Annotated in this window: 21 protein-coding genes; 19 read left to right on the forward strand and 2 right to left on the reverse strand. The window is 75.6% G+C overall.

Annotation, left to right across the window (positions count from 1 at the left end):
• Positions 1-25 precede the first annotated feature (25 nt).
• The 14 genes from H7X46_RS06785 (at position 26) to H7X46_RS06850 (ending at position 12,246) form a co-directional block, all read left to right on the forward strand.
• On the forward strand, positions 26-265 hold the full coding sequence (locus H7X46_RS06785) for an RNA-binding protein (RefSeq protein ID WP_186358586.1): 240 nt from the start codon (positions 26-28) through the stop codon (positions 263-265).
• Entirely contained in the window at positions 262-846 is a 585-nt protein-coding gene (rimM, locus tag H7X46_RS06790; protein ID WP_370588644.1) for a ribosome maturation factor RimM, read from the forward strand. Before H7X46_RS06785 ends, rimM begins: the two co-directional genes overlap by 4 nt.
• Before the next feature lie 60 nt (positions 847-906).
• Positions 907-1,122: a helix-turn-helix domain-containing protein gene (locus tag H7X46_RS06795; RefSeq protein ID WP_186358588.1), complete on the forward strand. Its 216-nt coding sequence runs from the start codon at positions 907-909 to the stop codon at positions 1,120-1,122.
• 13 nt (positions 1,123-1,135) lie between these two features.
• Entirely contained in the window at positions 1,136-1,675 is a 540-nt protein-coding gene (locus H7X46_RS30535; protein ID WP_186358589.1) for a Clp protease N-terminal domain-containing protein, read from the forward strand.
• Positions 1,676-1,698: 23 nt separating this feature from the next.
• The gene (gene trmD / locus H7X46_RS06805; protein ID WP_186358590.1) at positions 1,699-2,472 is read left to right on the forward strand and encodes a tRNA (guanosine(37)-N1)-methyltransferase TrmD; all 774 of its coding nucleotides are present in this window, start codon (positions 1,699-1,701) and stop codon (positions 2,470-2,472) included.
• 326 nt (positions 2,473-2,798) lie between these two features.
• Complete coding sequence (gene rplS, locus H7X46_RS06810) at positions 2,799-3,158, forward strand: 50S ribosomal protein L19 (RefSeq protein WP_186358591.1); 360 nt, start codon at positions 2,799-2,801, stop codon at positions 3,156-3,158.
• Positions 3,159-3,200: 42 nt separating this feature from the next.
• Complete coding sequence (gene lepB, locus H7X46_RS30540) at positions 3,201-5,807, forward strand: signal peptidase I (RefSeq protein ID WP_370588645.1); 2,607 nt, start codon at positions 3,201-3,203, stop codon at positions 5,805-5,807.
• An 89-nt stretch (positions 5,808-5,896) separates the two neighbouring features.
• On the forward strand, positions 5,897-6,679 hold the full coding sequence (locus H7X46_RS06820; RefSeq protein ID WP_186362494.1) for a ribonuclease HII: 783 nt from the start codon (positions 5,897-5,899) through the stop codon (positions 6,677-6,679).
• Positions 6,676-6,999 carry a DUF2469 domain-containing protein gene (locus H7X46_RS06825; RefSeq protein WP_186358592.1) on the forward strand — a complete coding sequence of 108 codons (324 nt, stop codon included), beginning with the start codon at positions 6,676-6,678 and terminating at the stop codon, positions 6,997-6,999. Before H7X46_RS06820 ends, H7X46_RS06825 begins: the two co-directional genes overlap by 4 nt.
• 132 nt (positions 7,000-7,131) lie before the next feature.
• Positions 7,132-7,494 carry a YraN family protein gene (locus tag H7X46_RS06830; RefSeq protein ID WP_186358593.1) on the forward strand — a complete coding sequence of 121 codons (363 nt, stop codon included), beginning with the start codon at positions 7,132-7,134 and terminating at the stop codon, positions 7,492-7,494.
• A complete protein-coding gene (locus H7X46_RS06835) occupies positions 7,494-9,008 on the forward strand; it encodes a YifB family Mg chelatase-like AAA ATPase (protein WP_186358594.1) in 1,515 nt (504 codons plus the stop codon). The genes H7X46_RS06830 and H7X46_RS06835 overlap by 1 nt, the downstream gene beginning before the upstream one ends.
• A complete protein-coding gene (locus H7X46_RS06840; protein ID WP_186358595.1) occupies positions 9,005-10,228 on the forward strand; it encodes a DNA-processing protein DprA in 1,224 nt (407 codons plus the stop codon). The genes H7X46_RS06835 and H7X46_RS06840 overlap by 4 nt, the downstream gene beginning before the upstream one ends.
• 31 nt (positions 10,229-10,259) lie before the next feature.
• Positions 10,260-11,219 carry a tyrosine-type recombinase/integrase gene (locus tag H7X46_RS06845; protein ID WP_186358596.1) on the forward strand — a complete coding sequence of 320 codons (960 nt, stop codon included), beginning with the start codon at positions 10,260-10,262 and terminating at the stop codon, positions 11,217-11,219.
• Entirely contained in the window at positions 11,194-12,246 is a 1,053-nt protein-coding gene (locus H7X46_RS06850) for a FliA/WhiG family RNA polymerase sigma factor (protein ID WP_255426087.1), read from the forward strand. Before H7X46_RS06845 ends, H7X46_RS06850 begins: the two co-directional genes overlap by 26 nt.
• Before the next feature lie 1,004 nt (positions 12,247-13,250).
• Here H7X46_RS06850 and H7X46_RS06855 read toward each other — a convergent pair.
• Entirely contained in the window at positions 13,251-13,631 is a 381-nt protein-coding gene (locus tag H7X46_RS06855) for a M23 family metallopeptidase (protein ID WP_186362496.1), read from the reverse strand.
• Between the two features lie 1,426 nt (positions 13,632-15,057).
• On the opposite strand from H7X46_RS06855, the gene rpsB reads away from it, so the two are divergent.
• The 5 genes from rpsB (at position 15,058) to H7X46_RS06880 (ending at position 19,154) form a co-directional block, all read left to right on the forward strand.
• On the forward strand, positions 15,058-15,918 hold the full coding sequence (gene rpsB / locus H7X46_RS06860; protein ID WP_186358597.1) for a 30S ribosomal protein S2: 861 nt from the start codon (positions 15,058-15,060) through the stop codon (positions 15,916-15,918).
• Between the two features lie 91 nt (positions 15,919-16,009).
• Entirely contained in the window at positions 16,010-16,825 is an 816-nt protein-coding gene (tsf, locus tag H7X46_RS06865; protein WP_186358598.1) for a translation elongation factor Ts, read from the forward strand.
• A gap of 90 nt (positions 16,826-16,915) precedes the next feature.
• The gene (frr, locus tag H7X46_RS06870) at positions 16,916-17,473 is read left to right on the forward strand and encodes a ribosome recycling factor (RefSeq protein ID WP_186358599.1); all 558 of its coding nucleotides are present in this window, start codon (positions 16,916-16,918) and stop codon (positions 17,471-17,473) included.
• A gap of 5 nt (positions 17,474-17,478) precedes the next feature.
• Positions 17,479-18,408, forward strand: coding sequence for a phosphatidate cytidylyltransferase (locus H7X46_RS06875; RefSeq protein ID WP_186358600.1), 930 nt, complete (start codon positions 17,479-17,481; stop codon positions 18,406-18,408).
• Entirely contained in the window at positions 18,405-19,154 is a 750-nt protein-coding gene (locus H7X46_RS06880) for a class I SAM-dependent methyltransferase (protein ID WP_186358601.1), read from the forward strand. The genes H7X46_RS06875 and H7X46_RS06880 overlap by 4 nt, the downstream gene beginning before the upstream one ends.
• Positions 19,155-19,178: 24 nt before the next feature.
• Here the strand turns inward: H7X46_RS06880 and H7X46_RS06885 are convergent, their stop codons facing one another.
• Entirely contained in the window at positions 19,179-19,634 is a 456-nt protein-coding gene (locus tag H7X46_RS06885; protein WP_186358602.1) for a Rieske (2Fe-2S) protein, read from the reverse strand.
• Positions 19,635-19,693: the final 59 nt, after the last annotated feature.

Consider the following 19,693-nt stretch of genomic DNA (forward strand, 5'->3'; position numbering starts at 1 on the left):
TGCTCGTTCCCGCGGAGGCCGCATCATGACCGTGTTGGCGGACGCGCTCGAGCACCTCGTGCGCGGCATCGTCGACCACCCCGATGACGTGCGGGTGGACCTCGTCACCGGGCGACGCGGCCGGATCCTCGAGGTCCGCGTGCACCCGGACGACCTGGGCAAGGTGATCGGCCGCAGCGGCCGCACCGCCACCGCCCTGCGCAACGTCATCGGCGGCGTGGGTGGCCGCGGGGTGCGGGTCGACGTGGTCGACACCGACCGGTGACCAGCCGCGCCACCCGCGTGACCAGCAGCTCCGACGACGCCGGCCGGGACCTTTCCGAGGTCCTGGTCGGCGTCGTCGTGCGTGTGCACGGGCTGCGCGGCGAGGTCGTCGTCGAGCCCCGTACCGACTCCCCGCAGGAGCGTTTCGCGCCCGGTGCGGTCCTGCGCGGCCGCCGCAGCCGCGGCGCCGGACCGGGGCCGCTGACCGTGCGCGGCGCCCGGGCGCACTCGGGGCGGTGGCTGGTGCTGTTCGACGGCGTCACCGACCGGGACGCGGCCGAGGAGCTCCGCGGCGTGCAGCTGGTCGTGCCGACCGCAGAGCTGGCCGAGCCCGAGGACGCCGACGAGTTCCACGTCCACGAGCTCACCGGGCTGCGCGCCGAGCTGGCCGACGGGTCCGTCGCCGGCACCGTCACCGACGTCGTCCACGGACCGGGCGGGTCACTGCTGGTCGTCCGGCGCCCGGCCGGGCACGACGCACTGGTGCCGTTCGTCGGGGCGATCGTCCCGACCGTCGATCTGGCGGGCGGACGCGTCGTCCTCGACCCGCCCGAGGGCCTGCTCGACCCCGAGTCCGACTGACTCCCTCCCTGTGTGTCAACTTCTGTTGACACGGCCGCGGTGTCAACCTATGTTGACACCATGAGCGATGCGACGGCGGTGGCCGCGGCGGCGTCCAGCAAGGACCCGGCCGTGGGTCTGCGGGCGGTGGCGGCCCTGCGCGAGCTGCAGGAGTCCCTGGAGGAGCTCCAGGTGGCCAGCGCCCGCGACCAGGGCTGGTCCTGGCAGCAGATCGCCGACGCGCTGCAGATCAGCCGGCAGGCGGTGCACAAGAAGTACCGCCGGCTCGGCCTGTAGAGGGGAGTCGGACGTGTTCGAGAGGTTCACCGACCCGGCCCGGCGTGCCGTGGTGATCGCCCAGGAGGAGGCCAGGGAACGGCGATCCGCCCGGATCGGCCCGGAGCACCTGCTGCTCGGGATCCTGCGCTGCCCGGGGACGCCGGGCGAGGAGCTGCTGCGGGCGGCCGGTGTGGGCGTCGACGAGGTCGACCGCGGGCTCGCGGGCCTCCGGCCGGCCGACGCCGACGCCCTCGCGACGCTGGGGATCGATCTCGACGAGGTCCGCCGGGCGGCCGAGGAGTCCTTCGGCCCGGGCGCGCTGGACCGCACGGGGGGACGGCGCGGGCGCTGGTTCGCCGGGCACATCCCGTTCGAGAAGGCGTCGAAGAAGGCCCTGGAGCTCGCGTTGCGCGAGGCGATCCGGCTGGGTGACCGGACCATCGGCACCGAGCACCTCCTGCTGGGGCTGCTGCACCCGGAGCACGCCGCGTCGCGCATCCTGGGTGCCTACGGCGTCACGCTCGACGGCGTGCGGCGGGCGGTCGCCGAGCGGGGGCGGCGCGCGGGCTGAACCGTTCCTGCGACGATCCGGGAGTGCGGATCGACGTCGTCACCATCTTCCCGGCCTACCTCGCCCCGCTGCGCGAAGCACTGCTCGGGCGGGCGATCGAGCGCGGGCTGCTCGACGTGGCGGTGCACGACCTGCGGCAGTGGACCCACGACGTGCACCACGCCGTCGACGACGCCCCGTACGGCGGCGGTCCGGGCATGGTCATGCGCCCGCAGGTGTGGGGGGAGGCGCTCGACGAGGTCCTCGCACTCGACGGGGCCCCCGGACGCCTGGTCGTCCCGACCCCGGCCGGGCGACCGTTCACCCAGGCCACGGCCCGTGCCTGGGCGGGGGAGGAACGCCTGGTCTTCGCCTGCGGCCGGTACGAGGGCATCGACGAGCGGGTGCTGCTCGACGTCCGTGGGCGCGGGATCGCGGTCGACGAGGTGTCCATCGGCGACTACGTCCTCGTCGGGGGCGAGGTCGCCGTGCTCGTGATGGTCGAGGCCGTCGCCCGGCTGCTGCCCGGGGTGCTCGGGAACCCGCGCTCGGCCGAGGAGGACTCGTTCTCCGACGGGCTCCTGGAAGGACCGTCCTACACCCGGCCCGAGACGTGGCGCGGGCTGTCCGTGCCCGAGGTCCTGCGCAGCGGCAACCACGCCGCGATCGAGCGGTGGCGGCGGGACCGGGCCCTCGAACGGACCCGCGAACGCCGGCCGGACCTGCTGGCGGCGCTCCCGGACGGCGCGCTCGACGCCGCCGACCGCGCGGTGCTGGCCGCCGGGCGCACGGACGGCGGGGGCGGCGACGGGGCCTGAGGGGCCGCGCCCTCGTAGCCCCACCGGACCGTGTGGGCCTGACCGACACTGAACGGGCCGCAAGTGTTTGGGTCCCGCCCGCAGGCGCACTCGGCCCGTCTGGCACTATGGACCAGTTGCCAGCGCCGTGTGCGGTGCCCGGCGACGGCCGCGTGCGCCGGTCGGTGAGACCAGGCGCGGCGCGGGCCGCGCCGGAGCCCGCCACCCGGACGAGCGTCCCACCGCCGAGGTACGGACGGCCCGGGTGGCCCGGGAGGAGACCCCGGAACGACCCGGGGCGGCACCGCACGACCCGCACGAACGACACACGAGGACGGACCGTCGACATGAACACCCTGGACGCCCTGGACGCGCAGGTCCTGCGCTCCGACATCCCGAACTTCCGGCCCGGGGACACGCTCAAGGTGCACGTGAAGGTCATCGAGGGCAACCGCACCCGCACCCAGGTCTTCCAGGGTGTGGTCATCCGCCGCCAGGGCTCCGGCGCCCGGGAGACCTTCACCGTCCGCAAGATCTCGTTCGGCGTCGGTGTCGAGCGGACTTTCCCGGTGCACACGCCGAACATCGACAAGATCGAGGTCGCCACCCGCGGCGACGTCCGGCGGGCGAAGCTGTACTACCTCCGCGACCTGCGCGGCAAGGCCGCGAAGATCAAGGAGCGTCGGGAGACCCCGTCCGCGTCCTGACCGTCACCCCGTCGTGACGGCCCGGTGACGTAATCTCGACGCGTGGCCTACCCCGAGCTCCCCGATGACCGCCGGGCCCGCCCCCGGCGGTATCGCGGCGGCGATGCCCCCGATGGCACCGGCCGGCGGCGGGCCCCCGAGAACCCGCCTGCCGCGGCCCCGGAGCCCGGGGTCGACGACCAGGACTGGCTCCTCGGTGCCGCGCTGCAGCACGGGGTGCCGGTGCGTGACGACGTCGACGGGACGGCCGAGCCCGAGCCGCGGAGCCTGCGGACCCGGCACGCGCCGTATCCGGACGGCGAACCGGTCGCCGGCCGCCGGTACCGCAACGGCTTCGACGAGCTGACCGGCGAGCAGCCCGGCCGGCACGGAGCCCGGCGCAACGGTCACGGCAACGGCGACCCCGCCGGCGGCCGGCACGGGAGCGGTGCGCACAGCCGCCCGGACGAGGAGCCCGACTCGCTGCGCGCCCGCTATGCCGACCGGCTGCGCGACGCGCGGCCCTACGAGGCCGACGCGACACCGGGCCGCGGCCGCCGCGCGGCCGCGGCGTGGCCGCCCCCCGGGCGTCCGGGCGGCCACCGCCACGACCCCGCCGGGAGCCCGCCGCCGGCCGAGGACTCCGGCCGCCACGCCGGCGCCTCCGGGAACGGCTCCGGCCGGCACGGTGCCCGCGCCGGTGATCCCGGACCGTTCGACGGCCACCTCTACGGTGCGCCCGGCCCGTCCGGGCACGGTCCCTACGGCGGGCCCGACTCGCCCCCGGGCCTCGCCCGGCCCCGCGATCATTCCGGCCGGCCCGACGTCCCCGGCGGCCAGGGCGCCGACCTGCGACGTCCTCTCGACGCCGGGCGGCCTCGCCGCGCGCGCGGTCCCGAACAGCCCCGCGGGCAGCGCGACCCCGAGCTGCCTCGCCGTGCCGTCGAGCCGAACCAGCCTGGTGGGTTCGGCCCGGAACGGCCCGGTCGTGCGCTCGCCCCCGAGCAGCCCGGCCGCGCGCTCGACCCGGAGCAGCCCCACGGTCCGCGCGACGCCGATCGGTACCGCGGTCCGCGTGATTCCGGGCCGCCGGCCCCGACGTTCGCCCCCGGCCCGCCCGCCGCGGGTCCCGCACCCGCCGCGGCACCGCCCGTCCCCGGCGACGGTCGCCCGCGCCGCGGCGACCGCCCGGTCGCCGACGGGGTGGCCCCGGACGGCGTCCCGTACCGCCCGCGCGGCCCGCGGCCTCCGCTCGACGGTGCCCCGGCCGCGTTCGACGCCCCGCGCCACCCCCGCCCACCGCAGGTCCCGTCCGACGGTGGGCGGGCGTTCGACGGCCCCGGTCCGCAGCACCCGGAGGGGGCGTTCGATGCTGCTCCCACCGCGTTCGGTACGCCCGCACACCCCGGGGGGCCGCAGGCACCGCCCGCGGAGCGCTCCCGTGCAGCCGGACCCGCCCCGGACGGCGCGCCACGCGCACCCGGCCCGACGGAGGCCACGGTCGGCGCCCCCGGTGTCGCACCGCCGGGACCGGCCGTGGAACCCCGCGGTCGCCCGCCGGCCCCGGGCGGCGACGCCGCCCCCGACGAGGCCCCGGCCGGTGCCGGGACCGTCGACCGCCGGCGACGGCGCCGCGCCGGCACACCGCCGGCGGTGGAGCCCCCGGGCCCGGACGACGTCCTCGAGGCCCCGCCGGACGAGGAGCTCGAGGCCGACCAGGACCCCGCCGACGACCGGCCGGACCCGCGCGAGGGGAAGCGCAGCGGGCCCGTCGGAATCGGCGCGAAGGTCGCGGCGCTCGCCGGACGGCGCACGGGACCGGACGGCGAGAAGCAGCAGCTCGCGTTCTGGAAGGAGCTGCTGCTCCTCGCCGGCGTGGCGATCCTGCTGACGATCCTGATCCAGACCTTCCTCGCGAAGGTCTACGTGATCCCGTCCGGGTCGATGGAGACCACGCTGCACGGCTGCACCGGCTGCACCAACGACCGCGTGCTCGTCGACAAGGTCACCTACAACTTCACCGACATCGCGCCGGGGGACATCGTCGTGTTCCGCGGAACCGACGGCTGGGCCAGCGAGTCCTACACCGGTGAGGGCACGCAGAACCCCTTCCTGCGCGGGCTGGAGCTGCTCGGCTCGCTCGTCGGGATCGCCCCGCCGGACGAGAAGGACTTCGTCAAGCGGGTGATCGCCGTCGGGGGGCAGACCGTCGCCTGCTGCGACGCGCTGAACCAGGTGATGGTGGACGGCCAGCCCCTGGAGGAGCCGTACGTCTACTACCTGCCCGAGGCGGGACCCGCCCGGCAGATCCCGTTCGGTCCGGTCACGGTGCCCGAGGGCGAGTACTGGATGATGGGCGACTCGCGGAACAACTCGGCCGACTCGCGGGCGGCCGGGCACGGCCCGATCCCCGAGGAGAACATCATCGGGAAGGTCCGCCTGGTCGTGCTGCCGTTCGACCGGTTCGGCTGGGTGAGCTCCGCCGATCCGCAGACGACGGCGACCGCGGCCGGGACACCGGGGCTGCCCGCCGGCGTCCCGCTGGCGCTCGGCATCATGGGGACCCTCCCGCTCGCCGCGGCCCGGCGCCGGACGCTCCGGGCCCGGGCCGAGGCCGAGCGGTTCCTGCCCGTGACGCGCCGCCCCGCGGGGTGGCGCCGGAGAGCCTGACCGGGAGCACCGTGCCGGTTTCCCCCGACCGCACCGCGACGCCCCGCCGTACCCGTGGCACGCCGGGCACCCGCCGGCGTCCGGTCCGGGTGCTGCCGGACGGGCTCCGGCCGCCCCGCGCGATCGTCCGCGACGCCGGGAGCTGGACCCTGCAGTCGGTGCTGCAGCGGTACGGCCTCGGGCCGGTCGCCGGTGTCGACGAGGCCGGCCGGGGCGCCAGCGCCGGCCCGCTGGTGGTGGCGTCCTGCGTGCTGCGCCCGGCCGACGCGAAGGCGCTCGACGGGCTCACCGACTCCAAGCTGCTCACCCCCGCGGCGCGCGAGTACTGGTACGGCCGGATCACGAAGCGGGCCCTGGACCTCGCGGTGATCGTGATCCCGGCCGCCGAGGTGGACCGGCGCGGCGTGCACGTGGCGAACATCGAGGGCATGCGGCGGGCGGTCGCCGCCCTCACCACGGCGCCGCCCGGGTACGTGCTCACCGACGGGTTCCGGGTCCGCGGGTTCGGCAGGCCTGCGCTCGCCGTACCGAAGGGGGACCAGGTCGCGGCGTGCATCGCGGCCGCGTCGGTGCTCGCGAAGGTCACCCGGGACCGGATCATGACCGAGCTGGACGCGGTGCACGGCGAGTACGGGTTCGCCGTCCACAAGGGCTACAACACCCCGGATCACGATGCGGCACTGCGTGCACACGGACCGTGCCCGGAGCACCGGTTCTCGTTCGCGAACGTCGCCGCGGTGGCCGGGCGCGGGCTGCCGACCGGTCTGGTCCACAATGAGGCCGTGCCCGAGGACGAGTTCGGCGACGCCGACGAGGTGGAACCGGACCGATGGGAGCCGATGGAGATCGTCACAGGAGGAGCGGGCCGGTGAGCGCCGAGGATCTCGAGAAGTACGAGACCGAGATGGAGCTCACGCTCTACAAGGAGTACCGGGACATCGTCGCCCAGTTCTCCTACGTGGTGGAGACGGAGCGCCGGTTCTACCTGGCCAACTCGGTCGACGTGGCACCCCGGAACGCCGACGGCGAGGTCTACTTCGAGGTGCGCATGTCGGACGCGTGGGTGTGGGACATGTACCGGCCCGCGCGGTTCGTGAAGAACGTGCGGGTGGTGACGTTCAAGGACGTCAACATCGAGGAGCTGGACACCCCCGACCTGCGGCTGCCCGACAGCGACGCGTTCCCCGGCTGATCCTGCCACGGACCACCGACACCGCACCGGGGTCCGGGCCGCGGCCGGCGGTGCCGATCCCCAAGCGGGGAATCCGTCCACAGGATCCGGATCCGCGGGTCCGGCGGGTCGCCACGGCCCCATCGTGGAGCCATGGCTGCGAAGGACGAGCTCGGCCGCCGCGGTGAGGACACGGCCGCCGAGTACCTCGAGCGGGAACACGGGATGGTCGTGCTCTCCCGCAACTGGCGGTGCAAGGACGGCGAGCTCGACATCGTCGCCACCGACCCGGACCGCCGGCTGATCGTCTGCGAGGTGAAGACCCGGTCGGGGACCCGCTACGGCGAACCCGCCGAGTCGATCACGCCGCGCAAGATGCGCCGGATCCGCGGGCTGACCCGCACCTGGATGGCGGCCCACCACCTCGCCTGGACCGAGGTGCGGTTCGACGTCGTCGCCGTGCTGATGCCACCCGGCGGGCCGGCCACGCTCACCCACTACCCGGCGGCGTTCTGATGGCCGCCCCGGCCCGGGTCTGGTCGGTCGCCCTGCACGGCGTCGACGGCGTCCCGGTCGAGATCGAGGCCGTGATCGGCGGCGGCATCCCCGGCGTGTACCTGCTCGGGCTGCCGGACGCCGCGCTCAACGAGGCGAAGGACCGGGTGCGGTCCGCGATCGTGCAGTCCGGGCGGACGTGGCCGAACGAACGGATCGTGCTCGCCCTGTCCCCGGCGACGCTGCGCAAGTCCGGCAGCCGGTTCGACGTCGCGCTGGCCTGCGGTGTGCTCACGGCGACCGGGGCGATCCCGCCCGACCGGCTGAAAGGCACGGCGCTGCTCGGCGAGCTCGCCCTCGACGGGCGGCTCCGCCCGGTGCGCGGGGTGCTCCCGTGCCTGCTCGCCGCCCGCGCGGCCGGTATGGCCCGCGCGATCGTCCCGCGGGCGACGCTCGCCGAGGCCGGACTCGTCGACGGCCTGGCGTCGTACGGCGCCGACAGCCTCGCCGAGGTGCTCGACTGGGCCGCAGGCAACCGGACCCTCACCCAGGTCCCGGCGGCCCCCGGTCCCGGCCCGGCCGCCGACGTGCCCGAACTGGCCGACGTGATCGGCCAGCACGACGCCCGCCGGGCCCTGGAGATCGCCGCCGCCGGCGGGCACCACCTCCTGATGGTCGGCCCGCCCGGGACGGGGAAGACGATGCTCGCCCAGCGGATCATCGGGTTGCTCCCCGAGCTGGACCGGGACGAGGCGCTGCAGCTGGCGGCGATCCGTTCGGTCGCGGGCCGGCTCGGGCGCTCGGCCCCGTTGAGCACGCTGGCGCCGTTCGTCGCCCCGCACCACTCGGCGTCCGCGGCCGCGCTGCTCGGCGGTGGCAGCGGCGTCGCCCGTCCCGGGGCGGTCTCCCTGGCTCACCGCGGGGTGCTCTTCCTCGACGAGTGCCCGCACTGGCCGGCCTCCATCCTGGACTCGCTCCGCACCCCGCTGGAGGAGGGCGAGGTCCGGCTGGCGCGAGCGGACGGCACCGTCCGCTACCCGGCACGGTTCCAGCTGGTCCTGGCGGCGAACCCGTGCCCGTGCGCGCCGCCGATCGACCGGGACTGCACCTGCCGGCCCGACGTGCGCCGCCGCTACATGGCGCGGGTGTCCGGGCCGCTGCTGGACCGGGTCGACCTGCGCGTCACGATGGAACCGGTGATCGCGCTGACGGACACCGGGGAGCGCGGTGACGACACCGCCACCGTCCGGCGCCGGGTGCTCGCGGCACGCGCGGCCGCCGAGGCCCGCTGGTCGCCGCACGGCTGGCGGTGCAACGCCGAGGTGCCCGGCACCGAGCTCCGCGGCCGCTTCCCGCTGCCACCCGACGTGCGGGAACCGTTGGAGAAACGGCTGCGGGCGGGGGAGCTGAGCGCCCGGGGCGCCGATCGGGCACTCCGGGTCGCCTGGACGCTCGCGGATCTTGCCGGGGCGGACCGGCCCGGCCGCTCCGACGTCGACGGCGCCCTCTACTTCCGCGACCGGGGTGCGGCATGAGCGGGCGCGGCGAACCGGCCCGGTCCGGCACCCGCGCGGCGCCCGCCGGCCCGCCGCCTGCGGTGACGACGCCGAGCGCCCCGGCCGTGCCCGAGGAGATCGTCCGGGCGCGGGCCTACCTGCTGCGCTGCGTCGAGCCGCCGAACCGGCACCTGATCGGGCTGGTCGAACGGCACGGGCCGGTCGAGGCCGCGGACCGGGTGCGCCGTGGCGCGGTCCCCGAGGAGCTCCTCGACGCCGTGACCGCCCGGCGTGGCTCCGACCTGGTCGACGCCGATCTCGACGCCGCCGCGGCGGCCGGGGCCCGGCTGCTGGTACCGGAGGATCCGCAGTGGCCGTGCTGGCCGTTCGCGGCGTTCGCGACCGCGAAGCGCGCCGACCTGGCCCCACCGGTCGCGCTGTGGGCGCGGGGGCCGGGTGACGTCTCGGCCCTGGCCGACCGGTCGGTGACCATCGTCGGATCCCGCGCCGCGACCCGGTACGGCGTGCACACCGCCGTCGAGTTCGCTTCCGCGCTCGCCCGGTGCGGGGTGACGGTGTTCTCCGGCGCGGCGTTCGGCATCGACGCGGCCGCCCACCGCGGCGCGCTCGCCGTCGGCGCCCCGACGGTCGCCGTGCTCGCCTGCGGCCCGGACCGCGCCTACCCGGCCTCCCACACGGGCCTGATCGAGCGGATCGCGGCGACCGGGCTGGTCCTGACCGAGTATCCGCCCGGCACCCTCCCGGGCCGGCTGCGCTTCCTGGTCCGGAACCGGCTCCTCGCGGCGCTGGGCGCGGGATGCCTGGTCGTCGAGGCGGGCGCACGCAGCGGCACGCGCCGCACGGCGGGGGACTCGACCGCACTCGGCCGGCCGGTGATGGCGGTACCGGGACCGGTCACGTCGGGGCTGTCGGTCGGGTGCCACGAGCTCGTGCGTTCGCGGCAGGCCGAGCTCGTGGGCCGCCCGGAGGACGTCCTGGAGATCGTCGGACGGCTGGGTCTCGACCTCGCCGTGCCGCCGGCGGGGGAGCGGCGACCCACCGACGGGCTCGGCCCGCACGCCCAGGCCGTGCACGACGCACTACCGGCCCGCGCCGCCTGGCCCCCGTCCCGGATCGCCGAGGCCTCCGGTGTGGACCCGGACGCGGTCCGTGCGGCACTCACCGAGCTGGAGGCGCGCGGGCTCGCCGAGTACCACCAGGGCCTCTGGCAACGTCCGGCGCGCCGGAGCGGTCCTTGACCGGGCCCGTCGCGCGGCGGACCGTCCCGGTATGCCGAGCAGCCAGGACCGTGGACGTCGTGTGCCCGGGGGCTCCCGCACGCCCGATACCGGGCCGGCTCCGGACGTCGCGGCCGCGCTCGAGGCCTTCGCCGAGCACCTGCGCCACGAGCGCGGCCGGTCCCCGCACACGGTGCGCGCGTACCGCTCCGACCTCACCGACCTGCTCCGGGACCTGCCCGGGCTGGGCGCGCTCGATCTCGACCACCTGCGCCGCCGGCTGTCTGCGACGCACACCGCCGGTGCCGGGCGGGCCACCGTCGCCCGCCGGACGGCGGCCGCGCGGACGTTCTGCGCCTGGGCGGTCCGCACCGGGCGGCTCGACCGCGACCCGGCCGCCCGCCTCGGTTCGCCACGGTCGGCGGCCGTGCTGCCGGAGGTCCCGTCCGCGGAGGAGGCCGGCGCCGTGCTGGACGCCGCGATCTCCGGGGCGACCGAGGACCACCCGGAGGCCCTGCGCGACCTGCTGGTCCTGGAGCTGCTCTACGGGACCGGTATCCGGGTCGCCGAGCTGTGCGGCCTGGATCTCGACCGGGTCGACGAGCCCGGCCGGACGCTGCGGGTCCGCGGCAAGGGCGACCGGGAGCGGACCGTCGTGTTCGGCGTGCCCGCCGCGCGGGCGTTGCGGCGCTGGCTCGAGCGGGGCCGGCCGGCACTGGCGACCCCGGCATCACCGCCGGCGTTGGTGCTCGGCGTCCGCGGCGGACGCCTCGATCCGCGCGTCGCGCGCATCGTCGTGCACCGCGCGATGCGTGCGGTCCCGGGCGCCACCGACGTCGGCCCGCACGGGCTCCGGCACGCCGCAGCCACGCACCTGCTCGAGGGAGGCGCCGACCTCCGTTACGTACAGGAGTTGCTCGGTCACGCTACGCTGTCAACGACTCAGCTCTACACCCACGTGACCGTTGACCGGCTGAAGGTGGTTCATGATCAGGCCCACCCTCGGGCGTGAGGCGCCCCGCCCGGCGCCCACCCTGTCCGAACCGTTTCCGGGCAACCTGGCCACGGCCCCCGACCGGGTCGAACGTGGCCGGACGTCCCCGCCGTGCACGGCGGCCGCGGCGTTCCCCGAGGTCCTGACCGGGGCTCCGGTGCCGGCCCGGACCGCCGCCGTCCGCCGGACGATCGCCCGGACCAGGATCGCGGCCGCACGGATGGCCCTGGTCCCGGTGCCCGATCGGTCCGCGTGCGACACGCCCGGAGCGGGCCGGAACCACCTCATCGAGACCGTCGAGCCGGACGCCGCACCGCTGTGGCGGGAGTTCCTCGACGGCCGCGGCACCGATTCCCGGCGCCGCCTCGTCGAGCATCACACCCCGCTGGTCCGCGGGGTCGGCGCGAAGCTCGCGGTGCGGCTTCCGTCGTCGATCGAGCTGTCGGACCTGATGCAGGCCGGCATGTTCGGGCTGATGGAGGCCGTCGACCGATTCGACCCCGCCCGGGGCGTCCGGTTCGAGGGCTACGCGGCGGCGCGGATCCGCGGGGCGATGCTCGACGAACTGCGGTCCCAGGACTGGGTGCCCCGGACGGTCCGGGCCCGGAACCGGGAAGTCGAACGCGCACGCGACGCCGTGCAGTCCCGGACGGGCCGACCCGCCTCCGAGCGGGAGCTCGCCGGCGAGCTCGGCATCGGCGTCCGCGAGCTGCGTCAGACGCTCCGGCCCGTGCACCTGGTGAGCGTGGAGGACCTGGGCGAGGCGACGGTGCAGGGCGCGACCGGGCTGGCCGGATTCGGCGCCGACGACTCCGGTGACCCCGTCCTCGTCGCGGCCCGGCGGGAGACCGGGGACGAGCTCCGGGCGGCCATCGCGCAGCTCGGTGAGCGGGACCGGACGGTGCTGCGGCTCTACTACCTCGAGAACCACACGCTCGCCGAGATCGGTGCCCTCCTCGGGGTGACCGAGTCCCGGGTCTGCCAGCTGCACGCCCGGATGATCACGCGGCTGCGCGGCCGGATGGAGCCGGCGCTGGCCGGTTGACCCACTGACCCGACGGCGTGGCAACCAGTGGCGCCCGCCCGGGGATCACACTGCCGCGAGGTGCAGCGACCCGCTCGGCCGGGCCGAGTGCTCGATGACGGAGGGGCCCACGCAGGCCGAGGGTCCACGCCGTTCCCAGCACGACCACCGACGACGACTACCGGCCGCGGCAGTGCCGGGCTGATCGACGATCGGGCACGGAACGCGGCCAGATCTGGCCGCGTTCCATGCCAGACCGTCGATCAGCCGCGGGGCCGGGCCGGTGACCTGCACGTTTCCGGCCCGCACCGGCCGGGTCCGTACGGACCGACGAGGCCGGACGCGCTGACGCTGCGCACCTCTCGCTCAGGTCGGGCGGCTTCTGTGCCGATCGACGCGGTGCGCGCCGGCGAGGTGCACGTCTTGGCCGTCTGTGGGGCGCGTTCGTGCTGATCGACGTGGCGTGCGTCGGCGAGGTGCACGTTCTGGCCGTGGGTGGGGCGGGTTCGTGCTGATCGTCGGGATGTGGGGTCGTGAGTTGCACGCTTGCGTCGCTGGTCGGGCGGGTTCGTGCTGATCGACGTGGCCGGGGCGCCCGAGTCGCGCGTTCTCGCCGTGGGTCGGGCAGGTTCGTGTTGATCGACGCGGTGCGCGTCGGCGAGGTGCACGTTCTGGCCGTGGGCGGGGCGGGTTCGTGCTGATCGTCGGGATGCGCGTCGGGCGAGGTGTAGGTCTTGGCCGTCTGTGGGGCGCGTTCGTGCTGATCGGCGTGGTGCGCGTCGGCAAAGATGCGCCTGCGCCGGACACGGACGGGCTCGTCAGGGTCGGCGCCGCGCCCTCTCGAGTCGCACGGTCCCCGTCCCGCGCGGGGCGAGTTCGTGCCGATCGCCACCCGTTTTCGGCCGCGAGGTGCCGGTTCCCGAACGCGGGAGATGGTGCCGCGCCGAGGGACCGGCCGGCGCACCGGCTACCCGGCTCGTCGTCCGAGCCCGACGGTCCGTGTCGACCTCCCCGAACCGCGCGGCTCAGGGCGGAGCGCCCTCCCACGGCAGCAGCCGGACCCGGGGCGGGCGCAGGAGCACCAGCGGATCGAGGTGGTCGAGCCGGTCCCGCCGGACACCCCAGTGCAGGCAGGCAGCGACCGGGCACCCGCGGTGCCCCGCCTCCAGCACCCCGAGCGGATCTCCCGCCGCGACCCGTGCCCCGGCGGCGACGGTCGCCGTCACCGGTTCGTAGGTGCTGCGCAGCCCGTCGGGGTGGTCCACCGACACCACGCCGCGGCCGGCGACCGGACCGGCGAACACGACCACGCCCTCCCGGGCGGCCAGCACCGCTTGCCCGGGGACACCGGCGAGGTCTGCGCCGCGATGCCCGCGGCCGAACTGGTACGTCGGCTTCCGGAACATCCCGGTCACGGCCGGGGCGGGAACCAGCGGCCAGGAGTACCGGGCTCCGGGCGCCGGGATCCCCGCGCCCGGTGGCCGGGGCGGTGCGACGACCGCCCCCGTGCTCGGACCAGCCCCGGGCGACCGCCAACTGTCGCCGGATGGTTCCTGCGCGCCGGGCGGCCCCGGGGCACCGGCCTGCCCGGTACCACCGGACGACGGTGCCCCGGCGAGCCGCCGGGCATCACCGGACGGTCCGTGAGTTCCGGACGGCGGTGCCCCAGGTGGCGGTCCCGCAGCGCCGGGCGGCTTCGGATCGCCCGGTGGCCTTGCCTCACCGGGCGGTCCGTGACCGCCCGACGGCGGCGCCTCACCCGCCGGCCCTGCGGCGCCGGGCGGCGGCGCCTCGGCCACCGGTCCCGCCTCGGCGGGCGGTGGCGCTTCGGGCACCGGTCCCGCCTCGCCGGGCGGTGGCGCTTCGGGCACCGGTCCCGCCTCGCCGGGCGGTGGCGCTTCGGGCACCGGTCCCGCCTCGCCGGGCGGCGGCGCCTCGGCCACCGGTCCCGCCTCGGCGGGCGGCGGCGCATCGGGCACCGTCCCGGCATCGCCGGTCGGCCCCGGCCCACCCGGTGGCCTGGCGACGCCCCGATGTGCGTCGTCCCGCGACGGGATGACGCCGGGCGGTGGCGGTGGATGCCCGGGTGGTAGCGCGGGCACCACGGCCGGGGGCGCGCCGCCGAGCCCGGCCGGCTCCCCTCCGCCCCGCGCCACCGACGGCGACGCGACGGCCAGCAGCACGACGACGACCGCCGACCCGACCGCAATCGCGCGCAGCACGCCCCGGGCCCGCCCCCGTGGCGCCGGACCACGGAGAAGCGCGCGGCGGAGGTCGAGCAGCGCCCGTCCGCCCAGCAGTGCCGTTCCGTCGAGCAGCGCCCGTCCGAGCAGCGCCCGTCGACCGCGCAACGCCCCTCGACCGCGCAGCTCCTGTCCGTCGAGCAGCCCCGCCCCACCCCGATCCAGGTCGGCGGTCCGGCTCGAGGGCGGCGTGGTCCCGGTCACCCGCCCAGCCTGCGCCGCCGACCGCCCGCCGCACCGCTCGTCCCGCGAACCTGTGGACGTACCCGCCGGTTGTGGACGACCATGCCCACCCACGGGCTCCGATGCGATCGCCGGGAGTGCCCCGGCGTACACTGGATCCCGCACCACGACCCGTCGTGGTGACTTCGCGCGCCCGCGTGCCCGGCGTGCCGTGCCCCAGGGTACGGCGCCGGGAGCGGAGGCCGGGCGGTCCCGCGAACCCGCCGTCGTCGAGCAGAGCCCGACGACCCGGCGGGGAACCGGGTCCGGCCCCGCCGCGGGTGCCAGGGCGGCCCACCGACCGGTGGGCCCGCGACAACCGCACGCGCGGCCCCCGCCGCGCCCGATCGAGAGGTGAACGCAGGCCATGGCCGTCGTCACCATGAAGCAGCTGCTCGACAGCGGCGTGCACTTCGGGCACCAGACCCGCCGCTGGAACCCGAAGATGAAGCGCTACATCCTCACCGAGCGCAACGGCATCTACATCATCGACCTGCAGCAGACGCTGTCGTACATCGACCGCGCCTACGAGTTCGTGCGCGAGACCGTCGCGCACGGCGGGACGATCATGTTCGTCGGCACCAAGAAGCAGGCCCAGGAGGTCATCGCCGAGGAGGCGGCCCGGGTCAACATGCCGTACGTCAACCAGCGCTGGCTGGGCGGCATGCTCACCAACTTCCAGACCGTGCACAAGCGGCTGCAGCGCCTCAAGGAGCTCGAGGCGATGGAGCAGAACGGCGGCTTCGAGGGGCGCACCAAGCGCGAGATCCTCACGCTGACCCGCGAGAAGGACAAGCTCGAGAAGACCCTCGGCGGCATCCGGGACATGTCCAAGGTCCCGTCCGCGGTCTGGATCGTGGACACCAAGAAGGAGCACATCGCCGTCGGCGAGGCCCGGAAGCTCAACATCCCGGTCGTCTCCATCCTGGACACCAACTGCGACCCGGACGAGGTCGACTACCCGATCCCGGGCAACGACGACGCGATCCGCTCGGCCGCCCTGCTGACCAAGGTCATCGCCAAGGCCGCCGCCGACGGCCTGGTCTCCCGCGGCCAGCGCCGTGGCGAGGGCGAGGCCGCGTCCGAGCAGCCGCTCGCCGAGTGGGAGCAGGACGTGCTGGCCGGCAACGAGGTCGGCACGGACGGCGCCAGCCTGTCCGCCGCCGGTGGTGACGGCGCGAGCGCCGCGACCGCCCCGGCCTCGACCAGCAACGGCGCCCAGAACTGATCTGCCGGGGCGGGCGGGCCGGTCCGGCCCGCCCGCCCCGTGATCCCGGTGATCCATTCCCGTCACGACCCCAGAGGACGAGAGACACCTGATGGCGAACTACACCGCCGCCGACGTCAAGCGGCTCCGTGAGCTCACCGGCTCCGGGATGATGGACTGCAAGAAGGCCCTGGAGGAGTCGGAGGGCGACTTCGACAAGGCCGTCGAGCTCCTCCGCATCAAGGGTGCGAAGGACGTCGGCAAGCGTGCCGAGCGCGCCACCGCGAACGGCCTGGTCGTCGCCGAGGGCGGCACCCTGGTCGAGCTGGACTGCGAGACCGACTTCGTCGCCAAGTCCGACGACTTCATCGCGCTGGCCGAGAAGATCCTCGCGGTCGCCGTCGAGCAGCGCCCGGCCGACCTGGCCGCGCTGACCGAGGTCAAGCTGGACGACAAGACCGTCGGCGAGGCCGTCCAGGAGCTGTCCGCCCGCATCGGCGAGAAGTTCGAGCTGAAGCGTTACGCCCAGGTCGACGGCCAGACCGCCGTCTACCTGCACAAGCGTTCCACCGACCTGCCCCCGCAGATCGGCGTCGTGCTGTCCTACGAGGGCGGCGACGACGAGGCGGCCCGCGGCCTGGCGATGCACATCGCCGCCGCCCGCCCGCAGTACACCACCCGCGAGCAGGTCCCGGCGGAGGTCGTCGAGAACGAGAAGCGCATCGCCGAGGCCACCGCCCGCGAGGAGGGCAAGCCCGAGCAGGTGCTCCCGCGCATCGTCGAGGGCCGGGTCAACGGGTTCTACAAGGACGTCGTGCTGCTCGAGCAGGCCTCCGTGCAGGACAGCAAGAAGACCGTGAAGGCCGTCGCCGACGAGGCCGGCGTGACCGTCAAGGACTTCGTCCGCTTCGAGGTCGGCCAGAACTGATCCACCCACCTCCCGCCCGGGCGGTGCGCCCGGGCGGGAGGTGAGAGGATCGACGTGACAGCGAGTACGACAGGGCCGGGGGAAGCAACCGTGATCGAGGAAACCCTCTTCGACGTCGAGGAGAAGATGGAGAAGGCCGTCGCCGTCGCGCGGGACGACCTGGCGTCGGTGCGCACCGGCCGGGCCACGCCGAACATGTTCTCCCGGATCGTCGTCGACTACTACGGTTCCGCGACCCCGCTGAACCAGCTCGCGTCCGTCTCCATCCCGGAGGCGCGGATGGCGGTCATCAAGCCGTACGACGCCAGCCAGCTCAAGGCGATGGAGAAGGCGATCGCCGAGTCCGACCTCGGCGTGAACCCCAGCAACGACGGCCAGATCATCCGCGTCATCATTCCCGCGCTGTCCGAGGAACGCCGCCGGGACATGGTCAAGGTCGCCCGCAGCAAGGGCGAGGACGCCCGCGTCGTCGTGCGCGGCCTGCGCCGCAAGGCGATGGACGAGCTGCACCGCATCCAGCGCGACGGCGAGGCCGGCGAGGACGAGGTCGGGCGGGCCGAGAAGGAGCTGCAGAACGTCACCGACCGCTACGTCGCCCAGATCGACGAGCTGGTGAAGAACAAGGAATCCGAGCTCCTCGAGGTCTGACCCCGGTGACCTCCTCCTCCGACGCCGCCGTTCCCGTGACGCCCGACCTCCCTCCACCGGGGCCGGCCGGAGATCCGGCGACGTCGGACGACGGCACGCAGGCGTCCCGGCCGTCGAAACGTGCCCGGCTGGGGCGCAACCTGGCCGCGGCCATCGCCGTCGGCGTCGGGCTCGGCGCGATCATCCTCGTCAGCCTTCTGATCGTGCCCGAATGGTTCGTGCTGGTCCTCGCCGCGGTCACGGCGATCGGGACCTGGGAGCTCGCCGGTGCGCTGCGCCGCGGCGCCGACATCCGGGTCGCGCTGCCGGTGCTGCTGCTCGGCGGGCAGGCCGTCGTCTGGCTGTCGTGGCCGTTCGGGCTGCGGGGCGCGGCGATCGCGCTCGCCGCGACCGTCCTCGGCTGCCTGCTGTGGCGGATGCGTGAGGGTGCCGCCCACTTCGTGCGCGACATCGGTGCGTCCCTGTTCGTCGCCGGCTACGTCCCGCTGCTGGTCGCGTTCGCCGTCCAGCTGACGGTCGCGCCGCAGGGTGTGGGCCGCGTCCTCACGTTCCTGATCTGCGTGGTCGCCTCGGACGTCGGCGGGTACGCGGCCGGGGTGGTCGCGGGCCGGCACCCGATGGCCCCCACGATCAGCCCGAAGAAGTCCTGGGAGGGCTTCCTGGGCTCGCAGCTCGCCGGGATGCTCGCCGGCGCGCTGTGCGTGGCGCTGCTGCTCGGCATCCCCTGGTACTGGGGGGTGCTGGTCGGTGCGCTGCTCGTCGCCACCGCCACGCTCGGCGACCTGGTCGAGTCGCTGGTCAAACGCGATCTCGGCATCAAGGACATGGGCACGCTGCTTCCCGGGCACGGCGGCCTGATGGACCGGCTCGACTCGCTGCTGCCGGCCGCGTTCGTCGCCTGGGCGGTGCTCGGGCTCCTCGTCCCGGTCGGGTGAGGCGCACCTTCGCCGGGTTCGGGGGCCAGCGGAAACCCGGCCCCGCGATCCCCAGCCCGAACATCTGGCACTGGCCGGACGTCTACGAGATCGAGAACCGCGCGCAGGACGCCGACGGCGCGCTCTGGGCGGCGCTGCGCGAGGAGACCGGGGGCTGGGCCGGGCTCGACGTCGTCGACGTCGGCTGCGGCGACGGGTTCCACCTGCCGCGGTTCGCCGAGGACGCGGCCACGGTCGCCGGCGTGGAACCGCACCCGCCGCTGGTGGAGCGGGCCCGGCAGCGCTGCGCCGGGGACCCCCGGATCCGGGTGCACACCGCCGGCGCCGAGGCGCTCCCGCTGCCGGACGCGAGCGCCGACGTCGTCCACGCCCGCACCGCCTACTTCTTCGGTCCCGGCTGCGAGCCCGGTCTCGCCGAGGCCGACCGGGTGCTGCGGCCCGGCGGGGTGCTCGCCGTCGTCGACCTGGACTTCGCATCCCGGCCGTACGGCACCTGGCTGCGTGCGGACCTGCCGCGCTACGACCCGCCGGCGGTCGACCGGTTCTTCGCGGGCCAGGGGTTCGCGCTGCGCCGGGTCGTGGCCACCTGGCGGTTCGCCACCCGTGCGGACCTGGAGGACGTCCTGCGCATCGAGTTCTCGGCGCGCACCGCCCGCGCCGCGATCGACGACGTGCCCGGCCTGACGATCCGGGTCGGCTACCGGGTGCACACCCGCCGCCGCCCCACCGGCGTGATCCTGCCCTGAGCGAACCTCCGCGCTGAGCGGAGCTCAGGCCAGGGCGATCGACCCGTCCGCGACGGTCACCGGGCGCTGGGGCAACGGCTGCGTCGCCGGTCCCTGCACGACCGCGCCGTCGAGCCCGAACCGGCTCTGGTGGCACGGGCAGACGATCGCGCCGTCGGCGACCGCGTTGACCGTGCACCCGGCGTGCGTGCAGATCGTGGACAGCCCGGTGAACTGCCCGGCCGCCGGCTGGGTGACGACGATCTGCGCCTCGGAGTAGATCTTCCCGCCGCCCACCGGCACCTCCGAGGCCGGGCCGAGGACGGTGCCCGGGGCGCCCTGCGGGACGTCCCCGGCCTGCTGCTGCTCGGTGTCGTCGGTGGTGGCCCCGCCGCCGCAGGCGGCGACGGCGCCGACCGCGGCCACGCCGGCGCCGGCGAGCACCGCGCGGCGCGCGACCGCGGGCACCGGGGTGCGGGTGTCGTTCTCGGGGAGGGTCATGGAAGCTCCTCGCGGGGAGGCCGGGTGGCCCGGCGGTGGTGGTGGCGGGGTTCGGGAGA

The organism is Pseudonocardia sp. C8 (assembly GCF_014267175.1).
Lineage (GTDB): Bacteria > Actinomycetota > Actinomycetes > Mycobacteriales > Pseudonocardiaceae > Pseudonocardia.